Annotated in this window: 19 protein-coding genes; 11 read left to right on the top strand and 8 right to left on the bottom strand. The window is 67.0% G+C overall.

The window, feature by feature from the left end; genetic code table 11:
* The first annotated feature begins 62 nt into the window (after positions 1-62).
* Entirely contained in the window at positions 63-260 is a 198-nt protein-coding gene (locus AS25_RS13675; RefSeq protein WP_035964347.1) for an antitoxin VbhA family protein, read from the top strand.
* 122 nt (positions 261-382) lie between these two features.
* Here the strand turns inward: AS25_RS13675 and AS25_RS13670 are convergent.
* A protein-coding gene (locus tag AS25_RS13670; protein ID WP_097776160.1) for an IS3-like element ISPfr10 family transposase occupies positions 383-1,533 on the bottom strand; the annotation gives its coding sequence in 2 pieces (ribosomal slippage) (positions 383-1,263 and positions 1,263-1,533; 1,152 coding nt in all).
* Between the two features lie 213 nt (positions 1,534-1,746).
* Between AS25_RS13670 and AS25_RS13660 the strand changes: the two genes are divergently transcribed.
* Entirely contained in the window at positions 1,747-2,220 is a 474-nt protein-coding gene (locus AS25_RS13660) for a transposase (RefSeq protein WP_035965953.1), read from the top strand.
* A 331-nt stretch (positions 2,221-2,551) separates the two neighbouring features.
* On the opposite strand, the gene AS25_RS13655 is transcribed toward AS25_RS13660, so the two are convergent.
* On the bottom strand, positions 2,552-5,026 hold the full coding sequence (locus AS25_RS13655; protein ID WP_035965951.1) for a TIR domain-containing protein: 2,475 nt from the start codon (positions 5,024-5,026) through the stop codon (positions 2,552-2,554).
* A 193-nt stretch (positions 5,027-5,219) separates the two neighbouring features.
* Here AS25_RS13655 and AS25_RS14455 point away from each other — a divergent pair, with 193 nt between their 5' ends.
* A complete protein-coding gene (locus tag AS25_RS14455) occupies positions 5,220-5,597 on the top strand; it encodes a transposase (protein WP_156961008.1) in 378 nt (125 codons plus the stop codon).
* 300 nt (positions 5,598-5,897) lie between these two features.
* Here the strand turns inward: AS25_RS14455 and ychF are convergent, their stop codons facing one another.
* The gene (gene ychF, locus AS25_RS13650; RefSeq protein WP_035965948.1) at positions 5,898-6,983 is read right to left on the bottom strand and encodes a redox-regulated ATPase YchF; all 1,086 of its coding nucleotides are present in this window, start codon (positions 6,981-6,983) and stop codon (positions 5,898-5,900) included.
* A 165-nt stretch (positions 6,984-7,148) separates the two neighbouring features.
* Here ychF and AS25_RS13645 point away from each other — a divergent pair, with 165 nt between their 5' ends.
* From AS25_RS13645 to AS25_RS13625, 5 genes are read left to right on the top strand one after another with little or no spacing between them, the layout of a single operon-like run.
* Complete coding sequence (locus AS25_RS13645; protein WP_035965946.1) at positions 7,149-8,066, top strand: ABC transporter ATP-binding protein; 918 nt, start codon at positions 7,149-7,151, stop codon at positions 8,064-8,066.
* 43 nt (positions 8,067-8,109) lie between these two features.
* Complete coding sequence (locus AS25_RS13640; protein WP_035965943.1) at positions 8,110-8,871, top strand: ABC transporter permease; 762 nt, start codon at positions 8,110-8,112, stop codon at positions 8,869-8,871.
* Positions 8,868-10,211, top strand: coding sequence for a sensor histidine kinase (locus AS25_RS13635; protein ID WP_084118247.1), 1,344 nt, complete (start codon positions 8,868-8,870; stop codon positions 10,209-10,211). The genes AS25_RS13640 and AS25_RS13635 overlap by 4 nt, the downstream gene beginning before the upstream one ends.
* Positions 10,208-10,819, top strand: a complete 612-nt coding sequence (locus AS25_RS13630; RefSeq protein WP_035965940.1) for a response regulator transcription factor — start codon at positions 10,208-10,210, stop codon at positions 10,817-10,819. Before AS25_RS13635 ends, AS25_RS13630 begins: the two co-directional genes overlap by 4 nt.
* A 54-nt stretch (positions 10,820-10,873) precedes the next feature.
* Entirely contained in the window at positions 10,874-12,076 is a 1,203-nt protein-coding gene (locus AS25_RS13625; RefSeq protein WP_253270607.1) for a DNA recombination protein RmuC, read from the top strand.
* 16 nt (positions 12,077-12,092) lie between these two features.
* Here AS25_RS13625 and AS25_RS13620 read toward each other — a convergent pair whose 3' ends face one another.
* Both AS25_RS13620 and AS25_RS13615 read right to left on the bottom strand, forming a co-directional pair.
* Positions 12,093-13,175: a 4-hydroxy-3-methylbut-2-enyl diphosphate reductase gene (locus tag AS25_RS13620; protein WP_035965937.1), complete on the bottom strand. Its 1,083-nt coding sequence runs from the start codon at positions 13,173-13,175 to the stop codon at positions 12,093-12,095.
* A 4-nt stretch (positions 13,176-13,179) separates the two neighbouring features.
* Entirely contained in the window at positions 13,180-14,085 is a 906-nt protein-coding gene (locus tag AS25_RS13615; protein ID WP_035965934.1) for a hypothetical protein, read from the bottom strand.
* 58 nt (positions 14,086-14,143) lie between these two features.
* Between AS25_RS13615 and xseA the strand changes: the two genes are divergently transcribed.
* The gene (gene xseA / locus AS25_RS13610; protein ID WP_035965931.1) at positions 14,144-15,436 is read left to right on the top strand and encodes an exodeoxyribonuclease VII large subunit; all 1,293 of its coding nucleotides are present in this window, start codon (positions 14,144-14,146) and stop codon (positions 15,434-15,436) included.
* 43 nt (positions 15,437-15,479) lie between these two features.
* On the top strand, positions 15,480-15,794 hold the full coding sequence (locus AS25_RS15415) for an exodeoxyribonuclease VII small subunit (protein ID WP_035965929.1): 315 nt from the start codon (positions 15,480-15,482) through the stop codon (positions 15,792-15,794).
* A gap of 115 nt (positions 15,795-15,909) precedes the next feature.
* On the opposite strand, the gene AS25_RS13600 is transcribed toward AS25_RS15415, so the two are convergent.
* The 3 genes from AS25_RS13600 to AS25_RS13590 all read right to left on the bottom strand — a co-directional run bounded on the left by AS25_RS13600 (position 15,910) and on the right by AS25_RS13590 (position 18,822).
* Positions 15,910-17,127: a pyridoxal phosphate-dependent aminotransferase gene (locus AS25_RS13600; RefSeq protein WP_035965927.1), complete on the bottom strand. Its 1,218-nt coding sequence runs from the start codon at positions 17,125-17,127 to the stop codon at positions 15,910-15,912.
* Positions 17,128-17,248: 121 nt separating this feature from the next.
* Positions 17,249-18,307, bottom strand: a complete 1,059-nt coding sequence (locus AS25_RS13595; protein WP_035965925.1) for a glycine betaine ABC transporter substrate-binding protein — start codon at positions 18,305-18,307, stop codon at positions 17,249-17,251.
* Positions 18,304-18,822, bottom strand: a complete 519-nt coding sequence (locus tag AS25_RS13590) for an NUDIX hydrolase (RefSeq protein WP_035965923.1) — start codon at positions 18,820-18,822, stop codon at positions 18,304-18,306. Before AS25_RS13590 ends, AS25_RS13595 begins: the two co-directional genes overlap by 4 nt.
* Positions 18,823-18,943: 121 nt before the next feature.
* Here AS25_RS13590 and corA point away from each other — a divergent pair, with 121 nt between their 5' ends.
* On the top strand, positions 18,944-19,981 hold the full coding sequence (corA, locus tag AS25_RS13585; RefSeq protein ID WP_035965922.1) for a magnesium/cobalt transporter CorA: 1,038 nt from the start codon (positions 18,944-18,946) through the stop codon (positions 19,979-19,981).
* Positions 19,982-20,130: the final 149 nt, after the last annotated feature.

Genomic DNA, 20,130 nt, shown 5'->3' with positions numbered 1-20,130 from the left:
GTAATGGGGAGTAGGAGACAGTTGTGCATGGCGCGACTTGACACACTGATCGGGGAGGTTCCATGGCTCAGCAACACATTCTGCCGCCGGCTCTCGAGATAGACCGGGCACAACAGGTGGCCTCCGTGGTGCACAGCGCAGCCATGGAAGGACTTCACGTCACCACAGCGACCCGGGCGGAGCTGGATCGTTTCGCCGCAGATGGGCTCGAGATCGAGGAGCTGGTTCGGCGCACCCGCGCCCGCTACAGCCTTGAGTGATGCCCCCAACCCATACCGTGACCCGTATCTGAACCCACACACCGGAATCCTGGCCAACCTGTTCGGCGCCTGCACCACGACAGAGCTCACCGCCGCCGGCTGGTGGCTGTGGGCCGCCCCCTTCATTCGGTCCGGTCGCTCTGTGAGTCGTCGGTTTCGATTTGATGGGTGCACTGCCGAGCGTACTCGGCCGGGGGTAGGTAGCCGAGCGATGAGTGCCGACGCTGATGGTTGTACTCGGTCTTCCAGTCGCCGATCACGACCTGGGCGTGCAGCAGTGAGTAGAAGCTGTTGATGTTGAGGCACTCGTCGCGGAGGCGGCTGTTGAACGATTCGACGTATCCGTTGTGCCAGGGCGAGCCGGGCGGAATGTAGAACAGGCCGGTGCGGGTGCCGGCCCAGTCGGCCATCGCGTCGCTGATGAACTCGGGCCCGTTGTCGCTGCGGAGCACACCCGGTGCACCGCGGACGGCGACGAGCTCTTCGAGGTGGGCGGTGAGCCGGTCGGCGGTGATCGACCGCTCGACGAGCCCGCCGATGCATTCGCGGGTGTGCTCGTCGACGATGGAGCAGATCTTGATCGGGCAGCCCCGCTCGTCGGCGTCGAACTGGAAGTCCACCGCCCATACGAGGTTCGGTGCGACTGCCGCCGGGGCGTCGACGGTCGAGGATCCGACACGCTTGCGGCGTCGCCGCTGCGGGACGCGGAGGCCTTCGGCTCGCCAGAGGCGTTGGATCTTCTTGTGGTTGACCGCCCAGCCCTCACCCCGGGCGTCGTGATACGCCCGCCGGTACCCGTAGCGGGGATGCTTCTTCGCCCACGCGCGCAGCCAGTCTCGCAACGCGCGATCAGGGTCGGCGACCGTGTCGCCCTTGAGCGGGCGACGGTACGCGGACCTGCTCAGCCCGGCCAGACGGCACGCCATCCGCTCGCTCACCTGCAGTGTCCTGATCAGGTGCGAGACGGCGGCGCGGCGCCTGCCCGGGCCTAGAAGTTTCCCTCGGCCAGCTCCTTGAGCGCGGCCTTCTCCAGCTCCGCTTCGGCCAGCAACCGCTTGAGCGTGGCGTTCTGCTTCTCCAGTTCCCTGAGGCGCTTCGCGTCGTCGGCCTTCAGTCCGCCGTACTGGTTACGCCACCGGTAATACGTCTGCTCGGATATCCCAAGCTCCCGACACACCGCGGCGATGTCGCTGCCGTCGGCGAGCATCCTGTCGGCCTGCCCGAGCTTGCGGACGACCTGCTCCGGGGTGTGACGCTTCCTGCTGTTCGACATGATCTGACCAGTCTCCCTGCCCGCAACCACGGGCGACAGGACGACTCCCAGAACCACCGGACCTAAAAAACGGGGTCAGCCCACACGGCATGCAACATGGGGGTTTGGCGTCTCGAGAACAACAGGGTGGAGCACTGCCATCTGTGCTGCCCGTTCCCGCCACTTTCGCCGACTCAGCGCGATGAGCTCCGACAGCTCCTATACCCACCCTCATTGCACATCGACCGCAGCGCCACTTGGCGAGTGGAACTGACCTGCCAGCACGTCGAGACCTTGGTCGGGCATTCCCCTCGCTACGTTGAGCCAACCGTCCAATGCGCCGAATGCGCTGTCATCCGCGGCGTGGTCAAAGCCGTGCGAATCGATGACCAGGCGAAGGCTGGTGACGGCGGCAGCGACATCGAGGGCCTCCAGCCCGACTATCAACGACTCACAGATGAGCAATGGAGCTGGATCAAGCACATCGTCCACACAGAAGAGGGCGCTCGCCGCGGGCGGCCACGCACTGACATACGCACGATCGTCGACGCGGCTCTCTACAAGACCCGCACCGGCATCTCGTGGCGCGAGCTCCCAGCTGAGTTCGGGTCATGGCAGACCGCCTTGCGCCGGCACAACCAACTGATCGCGAGCTCCCAGTGGGACGAGATCACTCGCACTCTGGCGGAACCAGACCTGCCCCAGTGAACTGCGGCGTCGTTGAGACGACCCACTTTTGAGTCAGCGCTTAGACCGAGAAATCGCCCCCGAGCGACTCTATCTTGCCCCGGAACTGGCCAGCCGATTGCCTGCTCCGCCACACACCGCGAAAGCAAGACTCGGCCCCTGCGGAAGCTCCGCAGGGGCCGATCAAAATCCCAGGCCGGCGGCACTAATACTTAGTATCTGTTAGTCGACCGGAACTCGTCCGCCGAGCCAGATAGGAATCCGCGGAGGCAAACCCCTGGTCGGACGCCCTTTTTTAGACATTGAATCTGAATTCAACCACGTTACGCATCCGGCAAACATCAAGTCCTGATCAGTCGAAGTACTTGGAAAATCGTTGCGAAATCTCTAGGACCGCGCCGAGGTTGCCCTGCCTGTCGAGTTCCTTCGCGATGAGCTTCACCTGAGCGGCCGCCTGTCCGAGCGGAATCTCATTAGCCTCTGCTCTTGCTATCGACACGCGAATGGCGAGGGTGAGGTTGTGCGAATCCCGTCGATCCTGAAGCGCTGCGTCCGACGCCGCTTGAGCGGTCGCGAGATCACCCTCCGCAAGAGCCAGTTTCGCTTTGACGTTGTTCAGCACAGCAGATGGAGCACCGGGAGAACCGTCAACTCGTGCGAGGGTCTCCTTTGCCTTCGAAATCAGGCCTTCGTCGATCTGCACGCTGGCCAGAGAAAGGGGAGCTTCGACAAATTGCGGATCGAGCTCGACGCATCTGGTGAACTCACGTATCGCACTGGCCCGATCGTCGAGTTGCATCGCGATTCGCCCCAGCCTGTATCGATATCGGGGATTCTTAGGCTCCCGAACGACTGCTTGCGCCATCACCTTGCTCGCGTCTACCAACATGCCTTGCGCCTCAAGCGCCTGCGAGTATGTCGAGAGCGCGTAGGGGGTGTCTCCCCCCATGTCAATCGCCGTTTTAGCGGCTGCGGCCGCCCCCGGCCAGTCCTGCATCCTGACACGCACCTGAGCGATGTCGGCATAGAGCTGAGCTTTGTTGTTCCTGAACGGGATTGCGCGCTCGTACCAGGCGATGGCCTCCGACCACTTTCGATCTGCCTGCTCGACCCGGCCCCGGTCACGCATCACACCAGCGTTTTGAGGGTTGTCGCGAACGAGCACATCACCGAGCGCGCGAGCTTCCGGAAGCCTGCCCAGCTGGGCCAAAGTCTTCATGCGAACCCTGTTGGCAGGTAGGTCGACGACGTCGTCACCCGTTAGCGCTTCTTCAAGATGTTCGAGTGCGGCCTCGTATCGCCGTTCATGGAACAACTCGACACCGGTTTCGTACAGTGTTCCTATCAGCCCCTGTCTGAGGTCACGGGCCTCATTGAGGCGGCCGGAAAGGCCCAGCACCTTGACGGTGGAGAGCAGCGACGCTGTGTAGTTTTCGTCAGTTGGCTCAATGCCGGAAAGGCGCGCTAGGAGTATGTCGGCCAACGCCGCTGTCTGCGGGGCATAGTCGGGCTGCTTCCGAAACGAACGCAGATAGTAGTCGCGCAATAGCGGATGAAGCGTGAGCGTTCCGGAGTCAGCGAGCCGAACGAGCGAGTAGCTAGTGGCTTCGTCGACCGCGAGGGAGAATTCCTCCGCGCTTAGTTCAAGATTATTCGCCAGGTCCTCACCACTCAGTGGGCCATCGACCAGCGACAGCACCTCGAGCATCCGCCAGGTAACGCTCTGGATGCGAGCGGGATCGATCAAGTCAGTCGCGATTTCGTGGCGCTTATCGTTCAGCGACGCCCCGTTGAGCGGGAGTTGCGGTGCTACCACCTCGAGGGCGAGCGGGTGCCCATCGAGTTCGAGCGCGACGGACTTCAGGTCGTCGTCCTCGCCGGACGCGCCCTGCGCTCGCAGGAGAGGTATCGCGTGCTTCGGGTGAAGTCCCTGAAGGTAGATGCTCCGCACTGCAGTCTCAAGAGATGCAGAAATCCTCGGCCGACGACGCGAAGTGAAGATGACCAGCCGATCCGTGTTTTGGTCTGCTTCGTGAACGGCTGCCACTACGTGCTCGGCAAGACGGCCGAGCGCGCCGTCCTCGGTGAGCCAGTGCTCAGCGTCTTCGAAAACGAGCACGCCACCCGCGACGATGTACTCGTGGATCATCATGCGAGTGTGTTCGACAAGTTCAGTTAGCGTCGAAGATTCTGCCGCTGGAGATTTCTGAAGCGACGAAGCCAGCAACAAGTCCAGTTCGGGCTCCGCTGTGCCGCTAGAGACACGGACTCGCGCGACCGTCCCCTGACCGGTAGTAATCCGCTGAAGCGCTTCTCTCGCCAACGAGCGCTTGCCGCTCCCCGGAACGCCGCATATCCACAGCGCGGCGGTGGTCGAAGCGTAGAGGTGTTCCTCAATGATCCCGATCTCATCGTTGCGGTTGAAGAACCGCCTGCGCGGCGCGGGAGCTGGCTCGTTCTTCCGAAGTACTCCCGCAATCAATTCGGCTGTGTCAGCGCCCCGTGCCTGCAGGAACGGACGCAGCCGGAAGGGCACGGGAGTCTCGTCTAGGCAGATTATGCGGAGTGCGATCGCGCTGTCTTCGAGCCACCGAGTGAAAGCCAGCGTTGTCTCGTACTGCACCCACTTAGATCGGGCCGACGCTGCGGACCACAGGAGCACGAAGTCGGTAGCAGCCTCGATCCCATCACTTATCTCGTGCCACAGGACATCGCCGAGATCGATCTCATGGAGGTCGACCCACGCATCATCTTCGAGCAGCGCTTTGAGGTCAATGGCCAAAGGCTTGTCAGGTCCAGCGTGCGAGATAAAGAACCGTTTTGACATGCGCCGCTTTCTTCCTATAGGTCGACGGATCGACTGTATTACATCGGACTTATGCGGTTGCAAGCATTCATTCACTTGAGAAGAGGCTACGATCCGCGACCGGACCTAGCGACGGCGGTACGCCTTCATCGAACGGAAACGAGATTCGATCGCGTTCCGCACCCGACCAACGTCTGGATACTACAGTGAGTGCGTGGCTGAGGCCCCATGCGCCGTCATCCGCGGCGTGGTCAAAGCCGTGCGAATCGATGACCAGGCGAAGAATGGTGACGCCAGCAGCGTCACCGAGGGCCTCCAGTCTGACTCTCAACGACTCACAGATAGCAATGGAGCTGGATCAAGATATCGTCCCCACACAGAAAAGGGCCCTCGCCGCGGACGGCCACGCACTGACATACGCACGATCGTCGACGCCGCTCTCTACAAGACCCGCACCGGCATCACGTGGCGCGAGCTCCCAGCTGAGTTCGGGTCATGGCAGACCGCCTTGCGCCGGCACAACCAACTGATCGCGAGCTCCCAGTGGGACGAGATCACTCGCACTCTGGCGGAACGAGACCTGCCCCAGTGAACCGCGGCGTCGTCGAGGCGACCGACTATTGAGTCAGGCTGCTTATTGAGTCAGCGCACCTGCCGAGAGATCGCGCGTCGAACGACTCGAACCCTCCGCAGCATTGGCCAGCCGAGGCTGCGTCCCAGAGGCGCTCCCGCACCACAGAGAGCAGAATCGGCCCCTGCGGAAGCTCCGCAGAGGCCGATCAAAGTCCCAGGTCAGCGGACCAAACGCTTAGCAACTGATGGTAGATCGGAACTCGTCCGCCAAGCCAAATCGGAAGCTGCGAAGGTAAAACCCCTGGTCAGACGCGCTTTTTTAGACATTAAACCTGAATTCAACCACATCCCCATCCTGCATCACGTACTCCTTACCCTCCATGCGCACCTTGCCCGCGGCCTTCGCATCGGCCATGGATCCGGCGGCCATGAGGTCGTCGTAGGAGACGATCTCCGCCTTGATGAAGCCCCGCTCGAAGTCCGAGTGGATCACCCCGGCGGCCTTGGGGGCGGTGTCGCCCTGGTTGATGGTCCACGCGCGGGCCTCCTTGGGCCCGGCGGTGAGGTAGGTCTGCAGGCCCAGGGTGGAGAAGCCCACGCGGGCCAGCTTGTCCAGGCCGGACTCGTCCTGGCCCTCCATCTCCAGCATCTCGCGGGCCTCCTCCTCGGAGAGCTCCACGAGGTCAGCTTCCAGCTTCGCGTCCAGGAACACGCACTGCGCGGGCGCCACCAGCGCCTCCAGCTCAGCCTGACGCTCGGGTGAGGACAGCACGCCCTCGTCCGCGTTGAACACGTAGATGAACGGCTTGGCGGTGAGCAGATTCAGCTCACGCAGGTTGTCGGTGTCGAGCTTCTCGGGCCCGGCGGCCTCGAAGATCGTGCGGCCCTCCGCCAGCACCTTCTCCGCGGCCTGGTACGCCGCGAGTTGCTCGGGCGAGCCCTTCTTGATCTTGACCTGCTTCTCGAGCTTGGGAATGGCGTTCTCGAGGGTCTGCAGATCGGCCAGAATCAGCTCGGTGTTGATAGTCTCCATGTCGGAGGCGGGATCGATCTTCCCGTCCACGTGCACCACGTCCGGATCGTCGAACACACGGATGACCTGGGCGATCGCGTGGGCCTCACGGATGTTGGCCAGGAACTGGTTGCCCAGCCCCTCCCCCTCGGACGCGCCCTTCACGATGCCCGCGATGTCCACGAAAGACACCGTGGCCGGCACGATCTTCTGCGAACCGAACATCTCCGCGAGCCTGTCCAGCCGCTCGTCCGGCAGGTTCACCACACCCACGTTGGGCTCGATGGTCGCGAACGGGTAGTTCGCGGCGAGCACCGTGTTGCGCGTGAGCGCGTTGAAAAGGGTTGATTTTCCGACGTTCGGCAGACCGACGATTCCGATAGTAAGAGCCACGGCAGACCAGTCTACCGGTGCCCGGACCGCCGGGTGGCCCGCCCGCGTACGTTCCGTCCCCGCGTCAGTAGGTCCCACCGACGGTGCCCACCCCTGACACTTGTCACCCCCACGTCGTGACAAACCACGGTTCCGGGCCCGGGCCGCCCGCGGGAGGGTGGAGCCATGAACACCACAGCACCCCGGGAAGCCCCCGCGATCACCGTGACGGACGCCGTCAAGTCCTTCCGCACCCGCCGGGAAACGGTGCGCGCCGTGAAGGGTGTCTCGCTGCGGGTCCCGCGCGGCGACGTCGTCGCCCTGCTCGGTCCCAACGGCGCCGGGAAGACGACCCTGCTGGACATGGTCCTCGGCATGACCGACCCCACCGAGGGCGAGGTGCGCGTGTGCGGTGAGACGCCGCGCGCCGCGGTCGCGCACGGGAAGGTCGGCGCGGTGCAGCAAGCGGGCGGGCTGCTCGGGGACCTGTCCGTGCGCGAGACCGTGACCATGATCGCCTCGCTCTACCGCGACCACGCGCCGGTGGCCGAGGTGCTCGAGCGGGCCGGAGCCGCGCAGTTCGCGAACCGCAAGGTGTCCAGGTGCTCGGGCGGTCAGCAGCAACGCGTACGGTTCGCGCTCGCCCTGCTCCCCCGCCCCGAACTGCTCGTGCTGGACGAGCCCACCGCGGGCATGGACGTGCAGTCCCGCACCGAGTTCTGGGACACGATGCATGTCGAGGCCCAGCGCGGGCTCACGGTCGTGTTCGCCACCCACTACCTCCAGGAAGCGGAGGATTTTGCGCGGCGCGTAGTGCTCATGGACCACGGCATGGTCCACCACGACGGGACGCCCGACAGCTTCCGTTCCGCCTCCACCCGTCAGACCGTCTCCTTCTCCTGGCCGGGGACGATGCCGCTGCCGGACCTTCCCGGCGTCACGCACCTCGATCGGGCGGGCACCCGCGTCACCGCGCACACCCGGGAATCGGACCGGCTGGCCCGCGTCCTGCTCACCGAGACCCCGGCCACCGAGCTGGAGATCTCTCGCGGCGGGCTCGAGGACGCCTTCGCCGCCCTCGTGAACCGCTCTGGCGAGCACTGAACCGCAGCGTCCCCGCCTCATCCGACCCACGAAGGATCCCGTCATGAACCTCACCTACACACTCCACGATTTCTGGCGCCAGGTCAGGGACGTCGCGAACATGTTCTTCATCGCCGTCCTGCCCGCCGCATTGTTCGTCATGTTCGGCGTCACCCAGGGCTGGTCCGGAGAATCCTCGGGCCACGGCAACGTCTCCGCGTACCTCATGGTGTCCATGGCCGCGTATGGAGCCGTCGACGCCACCACGTCCATCGCGGGCAGTGCGGCGGTCGAGAGGCTGCAGGGGTGGGGCCGCCAATTGGCCATGACCCCCATGGGCACGGGCGGGTACGCCGCGACCAAGGTCACGGTGGCGGTCTCCGTGGCCGTGATACCGGTGATCATCGTGTACCTGGCCGGCCTGCTCACCAATTCCATGCTGGACGACCTCTGGCGCTGGTTCGCGACCGCCGGGATCGTGGTGGCGAGCTCCTCGGTCTTCGCGCTCTACGGACTGGCCGCGGGGTTGTTGTTCCGCTCGGACGGGGCCGTGAGCGCGGCGTCCGGTCTGCTCGTGGTGCTCGCATTCCTGGGCAACGTGTTCATGCCGCTGTCCGGTGCATTGCTGGACTTCGCGCGCTTCACGCCCTTGTATGGGATCGTGGGACTTGCCCGCTATCCGATTACCGAAGGCTGGGTGGTCGCCGTGGACGGCACGGCCGAACAGGACAGCGTGTGGCTGCTACTGGCCAACGTGGGTGTCTGGGCCGCGATCTTCGGCGCCATCGCCCTGATCGCGGCCCGAAGAGCAACGGCCCGCCGATGACCACCACGACTTCCGAGAACCCCGCGGTCCGGGGTACCGCGTGCGCGAGCGACCCCGCCCCGGGGACATCGACGTGGCCGGACGTCCTCTACGCGTCCGTGTGGTTGGTCTTCCTCTTCTTCCCGGCCTCCGGGGTGCTCTCCGCACCCGTCTCGAGCGGCACGAAGGCGCTGGGCCTGACCGGTCTGGGCCTGTTCGCCGCGCTCTACGTGGTCTCGTGGTTGCTCGAGTACCCGTTCCCGCGCCGCAGCGAACGGACCAACGCCCTGTTCTGGTGTCTCATCCTCTTGCTGCCGCTGGCCCTCGTGGTGCCGGCCGCGGGGCTGGCGGTCACATACGTGGCGCCGTTCTTCGTGGCCGTGTGCATCTTCCGGCTGAGCATGCAGGCCTCCCTGGTTTCCGCGGCGGTGGTGGTGCTCGCCGCGAGCGCCCCGTGGCTGCTCACCCGACCACCGCACGAGTGGGGGTGGCCGCTGATCGGGACGCTGCCCGCGGTCTTCCTGCTGCTCATCTCCCGGTGGATGATGGAACGCTCCGAGGTCCAGGAGGAACTGAAGCGGGAGCTGGAGCTGGCTCGGCAGCGCGAAGCGGTGGGCCGCGACGTCCACGACATCCTGGGCCATTCCCTCACCGTGGTGTCCATGAAGGTCCAGCTGGCGCAGCGGCTGCTGACCACCGATCCGCAGCGCGCCGCCCAGGAGCTCGACGACGTCCTGGTCCTCACCCGCGATTCCCTCACCGACGTGCGCTCCACCGTGGGCAAACTGCGCGAACCCGAGCTGAGCGTCCAACTCGTCCAGGCCCGCGCAGCCCTGCGCTCAGCAGGCATCACGCCGCACCTGCCCGACACCGTGCCCTCGATCGACCCAGCGCGCCGTTCCGCGTTCGCCTGGATCCTGCGTGAGGCCGTGACCAACACGGTGCGCCATTCCGCGGCGTCCTCGTGCCGGGTCACGCTCACTCCCACCACGTTGACCGTCACGGACGACGGCATGGGCCTCGCACGAGCGGACGACGACGCCGCGCCCGCCCCGCGTACCGACCCGGCCTCGCGCACAGCGGCCGACGGCGCCATCATGTCCTCCTCTCGTGCCGGCGCCGCCTCGGACGGAGCGGCCGACGTCGCCGGGTCGGGTCGGTCCGGCGACGACACCGGGCCGGGCCGCGCGCGGAACGGGGCGGCAGCGACGTCGACTTCCGTGCTGCGCGGCAACGGACTACCCGGCAATGGCCTGCGCGGGATGCGGGAGCGGGCCGAGGCCGCGGGACTGCGGTTGACCGTGACCTCGCCCGTGGCCGGCACGGACGGCGGAATGCGGATCGTGGTGGAGCCGGCATGAATCCGATCTGTGTGGTGATCGCCGACGACCAAGCGCTCGTCCGGGCCGGGCTCGCCGCCCTGCTGGACCTGGAACCGGACATCCGCGTGGTGGCCCAGGTGGGCGATGGCAGGGAGGCCGTGGCCGCGGTGACCTCGCAGCACGTAGACGTGGCGCTGCTCGACGTCGAGATGCCCGTGCTGGACGGGCTCGAGGCCACCCGGGAGATCACGGGTGGCGGCTCGGGAACGCGGTGCCTGATCGTGACCACGTTCGACCGGCCGGGGTACCTGCGCCGCGCCTTGGAGGCCGGGGCGAGCGGCTTCGTGGTCAAGGACACGCCCGCCGAGCAGCTCGCGGAGGCCATCCGGCGCGTGCACGCGGGGCTGCGCGCGATCGACCCCGCGCTCGCGGAGGAATCACTCGTGGCCGGTGCCAACCCGCTGACCCAGCGGGAGCAGGACGTGCTGCGCGAGGCCGCGAACGGCGCGTCCGCCAAGCGGATCGCCGCGGCCCTGCACCTCTCCCCCGGTACCGTGCGCAATCACCTGTCCTCCGCGATCGGCAAGACGGGTGTGCAGAACCGGTCGGAGGCCGCGGCCCTGGCCCTGCGCAACGGGTGGATCTGAGCCGCGGTCACCCGTGCGCTTGTGCGTGTCGGACGGTCTTGTCATCGTGAGCCCATGGACGGTTCCGTGATGTCTCAGGTGTGGTGGTTGTGGGCGTTGTTCGCGCTCGTGGTGGGTGGGGTGCTCGGGTACCTCGTGGCCTCGCGGAAGGCCAGGGTACTGGAAACCGAGCTGGACGAGGCCCAGGAACAGCGACTCGCGGCACTGCAGGAAGCGGCCGCGGACCGTTCCGCCCGCGAACAACTCGAACAACGGGTGGCTTCACTCGAGGCCCGCTCGGTGCAGGACCAGAACGTGATGCGCGCCCTGGCTCCGCTCAACGATCAACTCTCCACCGTGGGGCGGCACGTGAATCAGATGGAACGGGACCGCGCCCAGCAGTTCGGCGCGGTCGCCCAGGCGTTGGAAGCGGCCCGCACTACGGACCGGCAACTCCTGCAGGCCACGGGTTCGCTCGAATCCTCGCTGCGTTCCACCACGGCGCGCGGTGCGTGGGGTGAGATGCAGTTGCGTCGCGTCGTGGAGGCCGCCGGCATGACCCGGCACGTGGATTTCGCCGAGCAGTCCGTACGCACCACGGACAGCGGCGTGCAGCGACCGGACATGGTTGTCAACCTCCCCGGTGCGCAGACCGTGGTGGTGGATGCCAAGGCACCCATGAACTCCTACCTGGACGCCCAGGCGGTCCCGTCGGACGGCTCGGCGGAGAGCGAGCAGCGCCGCGCCCAGTTGCTCGCGGCCCACGCCAAAGCACTGCGCTCCCACGTGAACACCCTGGGCACCAAGAAGTACTGGTCCGCGGAGGAGAACTCCCCCGAGCTCGTGATGTGTTTCGTGCCCATCGAGTCCGCGCTCGCCGCGGCTTTGGACGCGGACGCGTCATTGTTGGAGTACGCCGCGCGCAACAACGTGGCGCTCGTGTCCCCGGTGTCCCTGCTCGCGTCCCTCAAGGCCGTGGCGTTCAGCTGGCGCCAGGCCACCCTCACGGACAACGCGCGGGAGCTCTACCGGTTGTCGCGGGAGCTGTACGACCGGATGGGTGCGGTGGGTAAACACCTGGCCGACATGGGCGGGTCCCTGCGGCGCTCCGTGGACGGGTACAACAAACTCGTGGGCTCGTTGGAGTCACGGGTGCTGCCCTCGGCCCGGAAGATCGCCGAGCTGGATCCCACGAGCACGGGAACCGATGCCCTGGACACCAAACCCGTGGACTCGGTCCCCCGCCCGATCACGGCCACGGAGTTCGTGCGGGACTGAGGCGGGCAGCCGGGGATCAGCGGGTGGGCTTGGCCCCGCGGCCGCCCAACCGACGGGACGTGTCCCCGTCCTGGGCCAGCTTGGCGCGCAGTTCCTTGGGCAGGGAGAACAAGATGTCCTCCTGGGCGGTGACCACTTCGTCCACGGACGAATAGCCGTACTCCGCGAGCAGGTCCAGGACCTGGCGCACGAGGACCTCGGGAACCGAGGCACCGGAGGTCACACCCACGGTCGCGACACCCTCGAACCAGGACTCGTCCACCTGGTGGGCGAAGTCCACGCGTTCGGCGCGCCGGGCCCCGTACTCGAGGGCCACCTCCTTGAGGCGCACGGAGTTCGACGAGTTGGCCGAGCCCACCACGATCACCAGATCCGCTTGCGGGGCGATCTCCTTGATCGCCGCCTGGCGGTTGGAGGTCGCGTAGCAGATGTCGTCGCTGGGCGGGTCGATCATGTTGGGGAACCGGGCGCGCAGCCGGTTCACGGTCTCCATGGTCTCGTCCACGCTCAACGTGGTCTGGGACAGCCACACGAGATTGTCCGGGTCCTGGACCTGGATGTGGTCCACGTCCTCCGGGGAATTCACGATCTGGATGTGTTCGGGGGCCTCCCCGAACGTGCCCTCGACCTCTTCGTGTCCCACGTGGCCGATGAGCAGGATCTCGTAGTCGCTCTTGGCGAAGCGCACGGCCTCGCGGTGCACCTTGGTCACGAGCGGGCACGTGGCGTCGATCGTGTGGAGGTTACGGTCGTGGGCGGACTGCACCACGGCGGGAGACACCCCGTGGGCGGAGAACACCAGCAGGGAGCCCTCGGGCACCTCGTCCGTCTCCTCCACGAAGACCGCGCCGCGCTCCTCGAGGGTCTGGACCACGTGCTTGTTGTGCACGATCTCCTTGCGCACGTACACCGGGGCGCCGTAGTGCTCGAGCGCCTTCTCCACGGCGATCACCGCGCGATCCACGCCCGCGCAGTATCCGCGCGGCGCGGCCAACAGGACCTTGCGCTCTCCGGTGACCGGAGCGGCGTCGGCAATTTCCTGGGGAGTGCGACGAACCCGGGGAACGGTGGGCATGGACAGGTCAACCACAGTGGACATGTCCTTAATGGTAAGTGACCATACGGGAGCGCACCACGGCGCCGATCACACCCACCAGGGCCACGCACGCGGCACCGATCATGCCCGTGACGCTGCGTCCCACGAAGGATTCTCGCAACAGCGTGATGATCTGTTCCGTAACCAGGTGCGCCACCGGCTCCACACCGGACGCGTCCACCACGGAGCTCGCGGCCCACAACACCACGGCGAGCAGGACACCGGTGAACAGCGCACCGGCCAGGCCCACCCCGGCAATTGCGAGCCAGCGCCGCGGGCTGACCACCACGGCGAGCACCGCGAGCAGCGCCACGAGCCACGGCAGGGCGTATCGCCATTGCGCGAGCCACACCAGGGCGTCCAGCACGCGACCGGTCTCGGCACCGGGGACCGTCATGGTCAGATCGTTGCGGGCGATCCCCGGGGAGATCCCGATGACGTCCTCGACCTGGTGATCCACGGCGGCACCCAACGCGGTGGCGTCCACCACGAGGTGTTCGGGCGCGTCCGCGGAATCGGCGCTCAGGGGAACGTTCGCGTCGTGGGTGTCCTGGAGGACCTGGATCCACGTCCCCTGTTGCTCGGGGGCGGTGAGCCATGACTGAGCGGCGGTGACCGCCGTTTCCCGGACGCGCTCGATGGCCTGGTCCACGGGTTCGATCCCGACCTCGACGTCGCTCAGGGCGTTGAACGTCGCGCGGTCCAGCACGGTACGCACGAGTTCGTCCTGGAAGGTCGTCTCGGTGACCACGGCGGCCGCGGTGTCCTGGAACCCCGAGGGCGAGAGCAGATGATCCTGGATCCAGGTCAGCCCCAACCACGCGGCGAACCCCGCGCCGGCCAGGATCGCGCACAGGGCGGCGCACAGGCTGCGGAGCAGCGCCGCGGGACGGGATGACGGAGAGGAGCTCACGACTCCACTGTACGGAGAACCGGCTGTGCGTGTCCCCGTCAGGTGATACTTATGTCCCATGAGTACGTGGCCCCCGAGCGAAGACACCGGCGCACCGGAACGCCCCGCCGAGACGCCCCGGTTGGCGCGGGACACCACCCCGGAGAATCCATGGCCGCTCAGCAAGCTGTCGTACGGGTTGCACGGGTGGATCGAACGTGCGCCTGCGGCATGGGTCGAGGGTCAGGTGATCGAGGTCAACCACCGCGCCCGCGTCTCCTACGTGACGCTGCGCGACCTCCACGACGAGGTCTCGGTCAGCGTCACCATGTTCAAGGCGGAGATGTCCCGGTTGGAACGTCCCCTCGAACGGGGCTCCCGGGTGATCGTGAATCTCAAGGCGGATCTCTACGTCAAGACCGGGCGGCTGTCCATGATCGGGCGGGACATCCGCCCCGTGGGGCTGGGTGACCTGCTGGAACGCCTCGAACGGTTGCGGCGCGCGCTCGCGGAGGAGGGTCTGTTCGACCCCGCCCACAAGAAACCCCTCCCGGTGCTGCCCCACCGGGTCGGCTTGATCACCGGGCGCAATTCGGATGCCGAGAAGGACGTGGTGCGCAACGCCACCAACCGGTGGCCGGGTGTGCAGTTCGAGATCCGCGAGGTTCCGGTCCAGGGAGCCGGTTCGGCCCGCGCCGTGGTCCAGGCCCTCGCGGAGCTCGACGCCATGGACACCGTGGACGTGATCGTGATCGCCCGCGGCGGGGGCGCGTTCGAGGACCTGTTGTCGTTCAGTGACGAATCCGTGCTGCGCGCGGTGTTCGCCGCCCACACGCCGGTGGTCAGCGCGATCGGCCACGAGAACGACCAACCCCTGCTGGATTACGTCGCGGATCTGCGCGCCTCGACCCCCACCGACGCGGGCAAACGCATCGTCCCGGACGTGCACGACGAACGCTTTCGCATTGCCCAGGCGCGCGGAGCCCTGGATCGCGCGGTGAGCACCATGATCGAGCGCGAACACCAGGGGCTCGAGACCATGCGGTCCCGGCCTTCTCTGGCCCAGCCGGACTCCATGATCCTGGTCCGTGAGGAGGACCTGGATCGCTGGCGTTCACGCGCGTGGTCCGCGGTGAACGCCCAGACCGTGCGAGCGCAGGACACGGTGGCCCAGATGCGCGCCCGCGTGCGGGCCTTGTCCCCGCAGCAGACGTTGGATCGCGGTTACGCGGTCGTGCAGACCCCGGACGGTTCGGTCCTCACCGATGCGCGCGACGCCTCCGAGGGGCAGGACCTCACCGTGCGCCTGGCCGCCGGGAAACTCGGGGTGAATGTCTCCTCCCGCACCAACCGCCAGCCCGGGGACCACTGAACCCCGCCCCTCGATCTCCCCCACCCCATTGGAAGGACACACCGTGGCACAGCAGAACAGCAGCGAGCAGCACAGCACCGGACAGGACGATGCCCGCCCCAGCGGCTCGGCCGGATCCCGCCCCGATCTCTCGGACGTGGACGGTCTGAGCTACGAGCAGGCCCGCGAGCAACTCGTGGAGACCGTGGCCCGGCTCGAAGCGGGCGGCACCACGCTGGAGGAGTCACTCCACCTGTGGGAACGGGGCGAAGCCCTGGCCACCCGCTGCGAACAGTGGCTCGACGGCGCCCGCGAACGCCTCGACGCCGCCCGCGCCCGGCGCGAGGAGAACCGGGAGCAGGCGGCGTCGGAGGACTGACGCGCCGTCGACGGGCGGACGCGGTGGCGGCCGGTGACGAGCACACCCCGGCGCGGCCCGGCGACGTCACCCCGTGGGAGACGCCGCGCGGGCCGCTGCCGGGGTCAGGAACCGCCTACTGGTGGTACCCGGAGAGGAACTCGCCGAGCCGATCCAGGGCGGTGTCCAGCATGTCCACCGCGGGTAGCGTGACCAGGCGGAAGTGGTCCGGCTTGCCCCAGTTGAACGCGGTGCCGTGGCTGAGGAGGATCTTCTGTTCCTTGAGCAGGTCCAGGGCGAAGCGCTCGTCGTCCACGATCCCGAACTTCTCCACGTCCAGCTTGGGGAAGAGGTAGAGCGCACCGCGGGCCTGCTCGCACGTGACGCCGTCGATCTCGTTGAGCTTACGGTGGGCGATGTCCCGCTGGGCCTTGAGCCGCCCGCCGGGGAGGATGAGGTCGTTGATCGACTGGTATCCACCCAGCGCCGTCTGGATCGCGTGCTGTGCGGGCACGTTCGCGCACATACGCATGTTGGCGAGCAGCTTGATGCCCTCCAGGTAGGACTCCGCGCGCCAGTTCGGCCCGGTGATCGCGAGCCACCCGGAGCGGTAGCCGGCCACCCGGTACGCCTTGGACAGGCCCGAGAACGTCAGGCACAGCACGTCCTCGCCCGTGAGGCTCGCGGTGTTGATCATCTCGGCGTCGTCGTAGGTGATCTTCTCGTAGATCTCGTCCGAGAACAGGATGAGCTCGTGTTCCTTGGCCAGGTCCACGATCTTCTGCAGGGTCTCGCGTGAGTAGACCGCACCCGTGGGGTTGTTGGGGTTGATGATCACGATGCCCTTGGTGCGCGAGGTGATCTTGGATTCCATGTCCTCGAGGTCCGGGTTCCACCCGTTCTCCTCGTCGCACGTGTAATGCACGGGCGTGCCACCGGACAGCGCCACCGACGCCGTCCACAGGGGGTAGTCCGGTGAGGGGATGAGGATCTCGTCGCCCGGATTGCACAGTGCCTGCAGGGTCATGGTGATCAGCTCGGAGACACCGTTGCCCAGGTAGACGTCGTCTGTGTCCAGGTTCATGATCCCGCGCGTCTGGTAGTACTGCACCACCGCGGTGCGCGCGGAGTAGATGCCCCGGGAGTCCGAGTAGCCCTGCGCGTTCGGCAGGTTCTTGATCATGTCCACCAGGATGGCGTCCGGTGCCTCGAAGCCGAAGGGTGCGGGGTTGCCGATGTTCAGGCGCAGGATGCGCTGACCCGCGGCCTCCATCTTCTCCGCCTGCTCGAGCACGGGCCCGCGGATGTCGTAGAGGACGTTCTTCAGTTTGTCGGACTGTTTCACCTTTGCCATGGGGTCACCATACTCGGCGCCCCCATCCCGATTCGGTCGGCACGCGGCGGTGCTCCGCGGCTCAAGGGCCCACGACGTCGCTTACTGCCTCCCGTCGCACGTCAGCACTTCTCGGATCACGTCAGCGCGGCTGCTCGCGTAGGAACGTGGCCGTCTGTTCGGGGCTCATCGCGGGATCGGACCCGCCCGCGAGCCGGGTGATGGTCGTCAGGTCCTCCGACGTGAGATCTGCCGAGACCGCGTTCGCCGACGCCACCGCCCGGTCGTCCATGCCCACGGAGCTGAGCACCACCGCGCGCTCCGGGCGGAACAGTCGGTTCGGGTCGTCCAGTTCCACGAGCCTGTCGTCGTCGATCGCGGGTTCGGAGGAACGCAGCACCGCGGCCTGCACATCGTGGCTCAGCAGCGCATTCACGAGCTCACCGGTGGTCGCGAACTCCGGCACGGCCTTGGGCGCACAGTCGTAATACGCCTTCAGCCCGCGTTCCCCCTGGGCGCTGTCCGCGTAGCCACGGGCCATCCCCACGGCCATCTCGGGGCAGTGCTCCCCGATCGTGTTCAGCCCCCCCAGGTTGTACTGCGCGTTCGTCGCGGCCGTGACCACCACGCGGTCCGTACGTTGCGCGGACGACGAATCGAGCACGGTCAGCCCGCGCGGCAGTGCCCCGGGCAGGGCGCGGTACACGTCGTCGTCGGACGGCCCGGTCTCCCCCGTGATGCCGAGCAACTGCCCGAGCGAGTCCAGCAGCCCGCGCGGGGTGTCCGTGTCCGGGGCGGGAGAACGCGTGGACGAGGGGTTCGCACTCGGTTGCGGCGAGGCAGGCCGCTCGTTCTGCCGCGTGTACACGTACAGATCACCGGTGAAGTCGGGGACCATGGTCGCGCGGCCGGCCTGCAGTGCGTCCACGATCTGTTCGCGCGTGGTCCCCACGTCCACCACGCTCGCGGTGATCCCGTCCGCGGCCAGCCGCTGTTGGTACAGGTGCGCCAGCACGCGGGTCTGCAGGTCCACACCGGTCGCGATCTTCACGGTGGGCTCCCCCGTGGCGTTCGACGACGACGCCTGGCTCGCCGTTCCCGTGTCCGGCCCGCCGGTCCCGCCGCCCGCGCCGCACGCGCTCAGCAGGAGGGCGCCGCTCGCGAGCGCGGCGACGGCGCGCAGCCGCACCCCGTGACTCACCGGTCCTGGCCGGGCTCGGTGGCCACGTCCTGCTCGGGGATGTCCTCGGGTGGGGTGTCCGGGTCCGTGACGATGCTCGTGAGCCCGGCGAGTCGCAGGCCCTGGTCCACGAGGTCCAGGCGCTTGAGGGAGTCGATGCGTGCGATCGGGAACCACGCGGCGTCGTCGGAGGAACCGTTCTGCTCGACCGCCAGCTCACCGCCCGTGACGTGGGCGGTGTACAGGACGCGGCACGCGTGATTGACCCGGGGCTGACCGTCCAGGCGCTGCTCGGGGGTCATCCAGTAGCTGTGCACGCCCACCAGGCCATCCGATTCCACGTGGAAACCGGTCTCCTCGAAGACCTCCCGGATCATGGTCTGCTCCGGTTGCTCCCCCGGTTCCATGCCGCCGCCGGGAAGGGTCCACGCGCCGTCGAACCCCGGGTGACGGGGGTTCCAGTGCGTCAACAGCACGTGCTCGTCGCGGGTGATCAGGGCATAGGCGCCCACGCGGGAATCGAACGGCTTGCTCATGAGCGCCAGTCTACTGACGCGTTCGGGGTGACCCCTGACAGCGGACCGGTTTTCCCCGGGGCGGTGCGGGCGCGGCAGGGTGCGGTCGGTGCGACGCGCGGGCGGGGCCCATAATGTCCGGGTGAGCATCGTGGAGAACGCCATTTACCGCAACGGGCGCAGGGTCGAGTCGCCCCGGTCCCTCGAGGAGACGTACGACCTGCTGCAGCGGATGCTGGAGCATCCCGGGGAGCCCTCCGCGTCCGAGAGCGGGGACACGGTCGTGGCGTGGATCGGGTTGTACCGGCCCGATCCGGACGAGACCCGCTCGCTCGCCGAGCACTTCCACCTGCACGAGCTCGCGGTCGAGGACACCGTCCAGGCGCACCAGCGCCCCAAGATGGAACGCTACGGCGAGACGCTGTTCACCGTGATCCGCCCGGCGGTCTACCAGGACGCGACCGAGACCGTGGAGATCGGTGAGATCCACATCTTCACCGGACCCCATTTCGTGATCACCATCCGCCACTCCGAGTCCAACGGCGTGGGGCGGGTGCGTAAGCGGGTCGAGGAGGACCGGGAGCTGTTGTGCTTCGGTCCGGACGGCGTGCTGTACGCGTTGCTGGACCAGATCGTGGACGATTACTTCCCCGTGCTCGACGGTCTCGAGAACGACATCGACGAGATCGAGGACGCCCTGTTCGCCGGGCAGCCGAACGTCTCGCAACGGATCTATGAGCTCGCCCGGGAGATCAACGACTTCCACCGCGGGGTGGCCCCACTCAGCAACGTGATGCAGCGTTACTTCACGGGCTTCACCAAGTACGGTACGCACGAGGAACTGCAGCACCGGTTGCGGGACGTGCTGGATCACGTAATCCAGGTCAGCGGGAAGCTCGAATCCATGCGGGCCTCGCTCACCGACGCCATGAGCGTGGATTCCACCCTCACCACGGCGCGGCAGAACGAGGCCGCCATGCAGCAGAACGAACAGATGAAGAAGATCTCCTCGTGGGCGGCGATCCTCTTCGCGCCGTCCATCGTGGGCTCGATCTACGGCATGAACTTCACCCACATGCCCGAGCTCGACTGGCGCCTGGGTTACCCCATGTCCCTGGGCCTCATGCTGCTCGTGGCCGTGGTGCTCTACGCGGTGTTCAAGGTCAAGAACTGGTTGTGAGGCGCGCAGCGCGTCGGTCCGCTGGGGCGCGGACGGGCCGCACGGTGGGACGGTCCGGGGGCGACGTCGTCGGGTGACGTCCGCGGGTGACGTCGTCCGATAACGCCTGTGAAGGCCGCTCTCGCTCCGGGTTGAGCGGGCGCCCACCC

This window comes from Kocuria marina (assembly GCF_000786655.1).
Classification (GTDB): Bacteria; Actinomycetota; Actinomycetes; order Actinomycetales; family Micrococcaceae; genus Kocuria; species Kocuria marina_A.
This window is presented reverse-complemented; position numbering and strand designations above follow the sequence as displayed.

Bases quoted from the DNA above. Each gene is read 5' to 3' on its own strand.
- AS25_RS13675 (WP_035964347.1), top strand. From the start codon at position 63: ATGGCTCAGCAACACATTCTGCCGCCGGCTCTCGAGATAGACCGGGCA.
- AS25_RS13655 (WP_035965951.1), bottom strand. From the start codon at position 5,026: ATGTCAAAACGGTTCTTTATCTCGCACGCTGGACCTGACAAGCCTTTG.
- AS25_RS13645 (WP_035965946.1), top strand. From the start codon at position 7,149: ATGAACACCACAGCACCCCGGGAAGCCCCCGCGATCACCGTGACGGAC.
- AS25_RS13640 (WP_035965943.1), top strand. From the start codon at position 8,110: ATGAACCTCACCTACACACTCCACGATTTCTGGCGCCAGGTCAGGGAC.
- AS25_RS13635 (WP_084118247.1), top strand. From the start codon at position 8,868: ATGACCACCACGACTTCCGAGAACCCCGCGGTCCGGGGTACCGCGTGC.
- AS25_RS13630 (WP_035965940.1), top strand. From the start codon at position 10,208: ATGAATCCGATCTGTGTGGTGATCGCCGACGACCAAGCGCTCGTCCGG.
- AS25_RS13625 (WP_253270607.1), top strand. From the start codon at position 10,874: ATGGACGGTTCCGTGATGTCTCAGGTGTGGTGGTTGTGGGCGTTGTTC.
- AS25_RS13620 (WP_035965937.1), bottom strand. From the start codon at position 13,175: ATGTCCACTGTGGTTGACCTGTCCATGCCCACCGTTCCCCGGGTTCGT.
- xseA (WP_035965931.1), top strand. From the start codon at position 14,144: ATGAGTACGTGGCCCCCGAGCGAAGACACCGGCGCACCGGAACGCCCC.
- AS25_RS13600 (WP_035965927.1), bottom strand. From the start codon at position 17,127: ATGGCAAAGGTGAAACAGTCCGACAAACTGAAGAACGTCCTCTACGAC.
- AS25_RS13590 (WP_035965923.1), bottom strand. From the start codon at position 18,822: ATGAGCAAGCCGTTCGATTCCCGCGTGGGCGCCTATGCCCTGATCACC.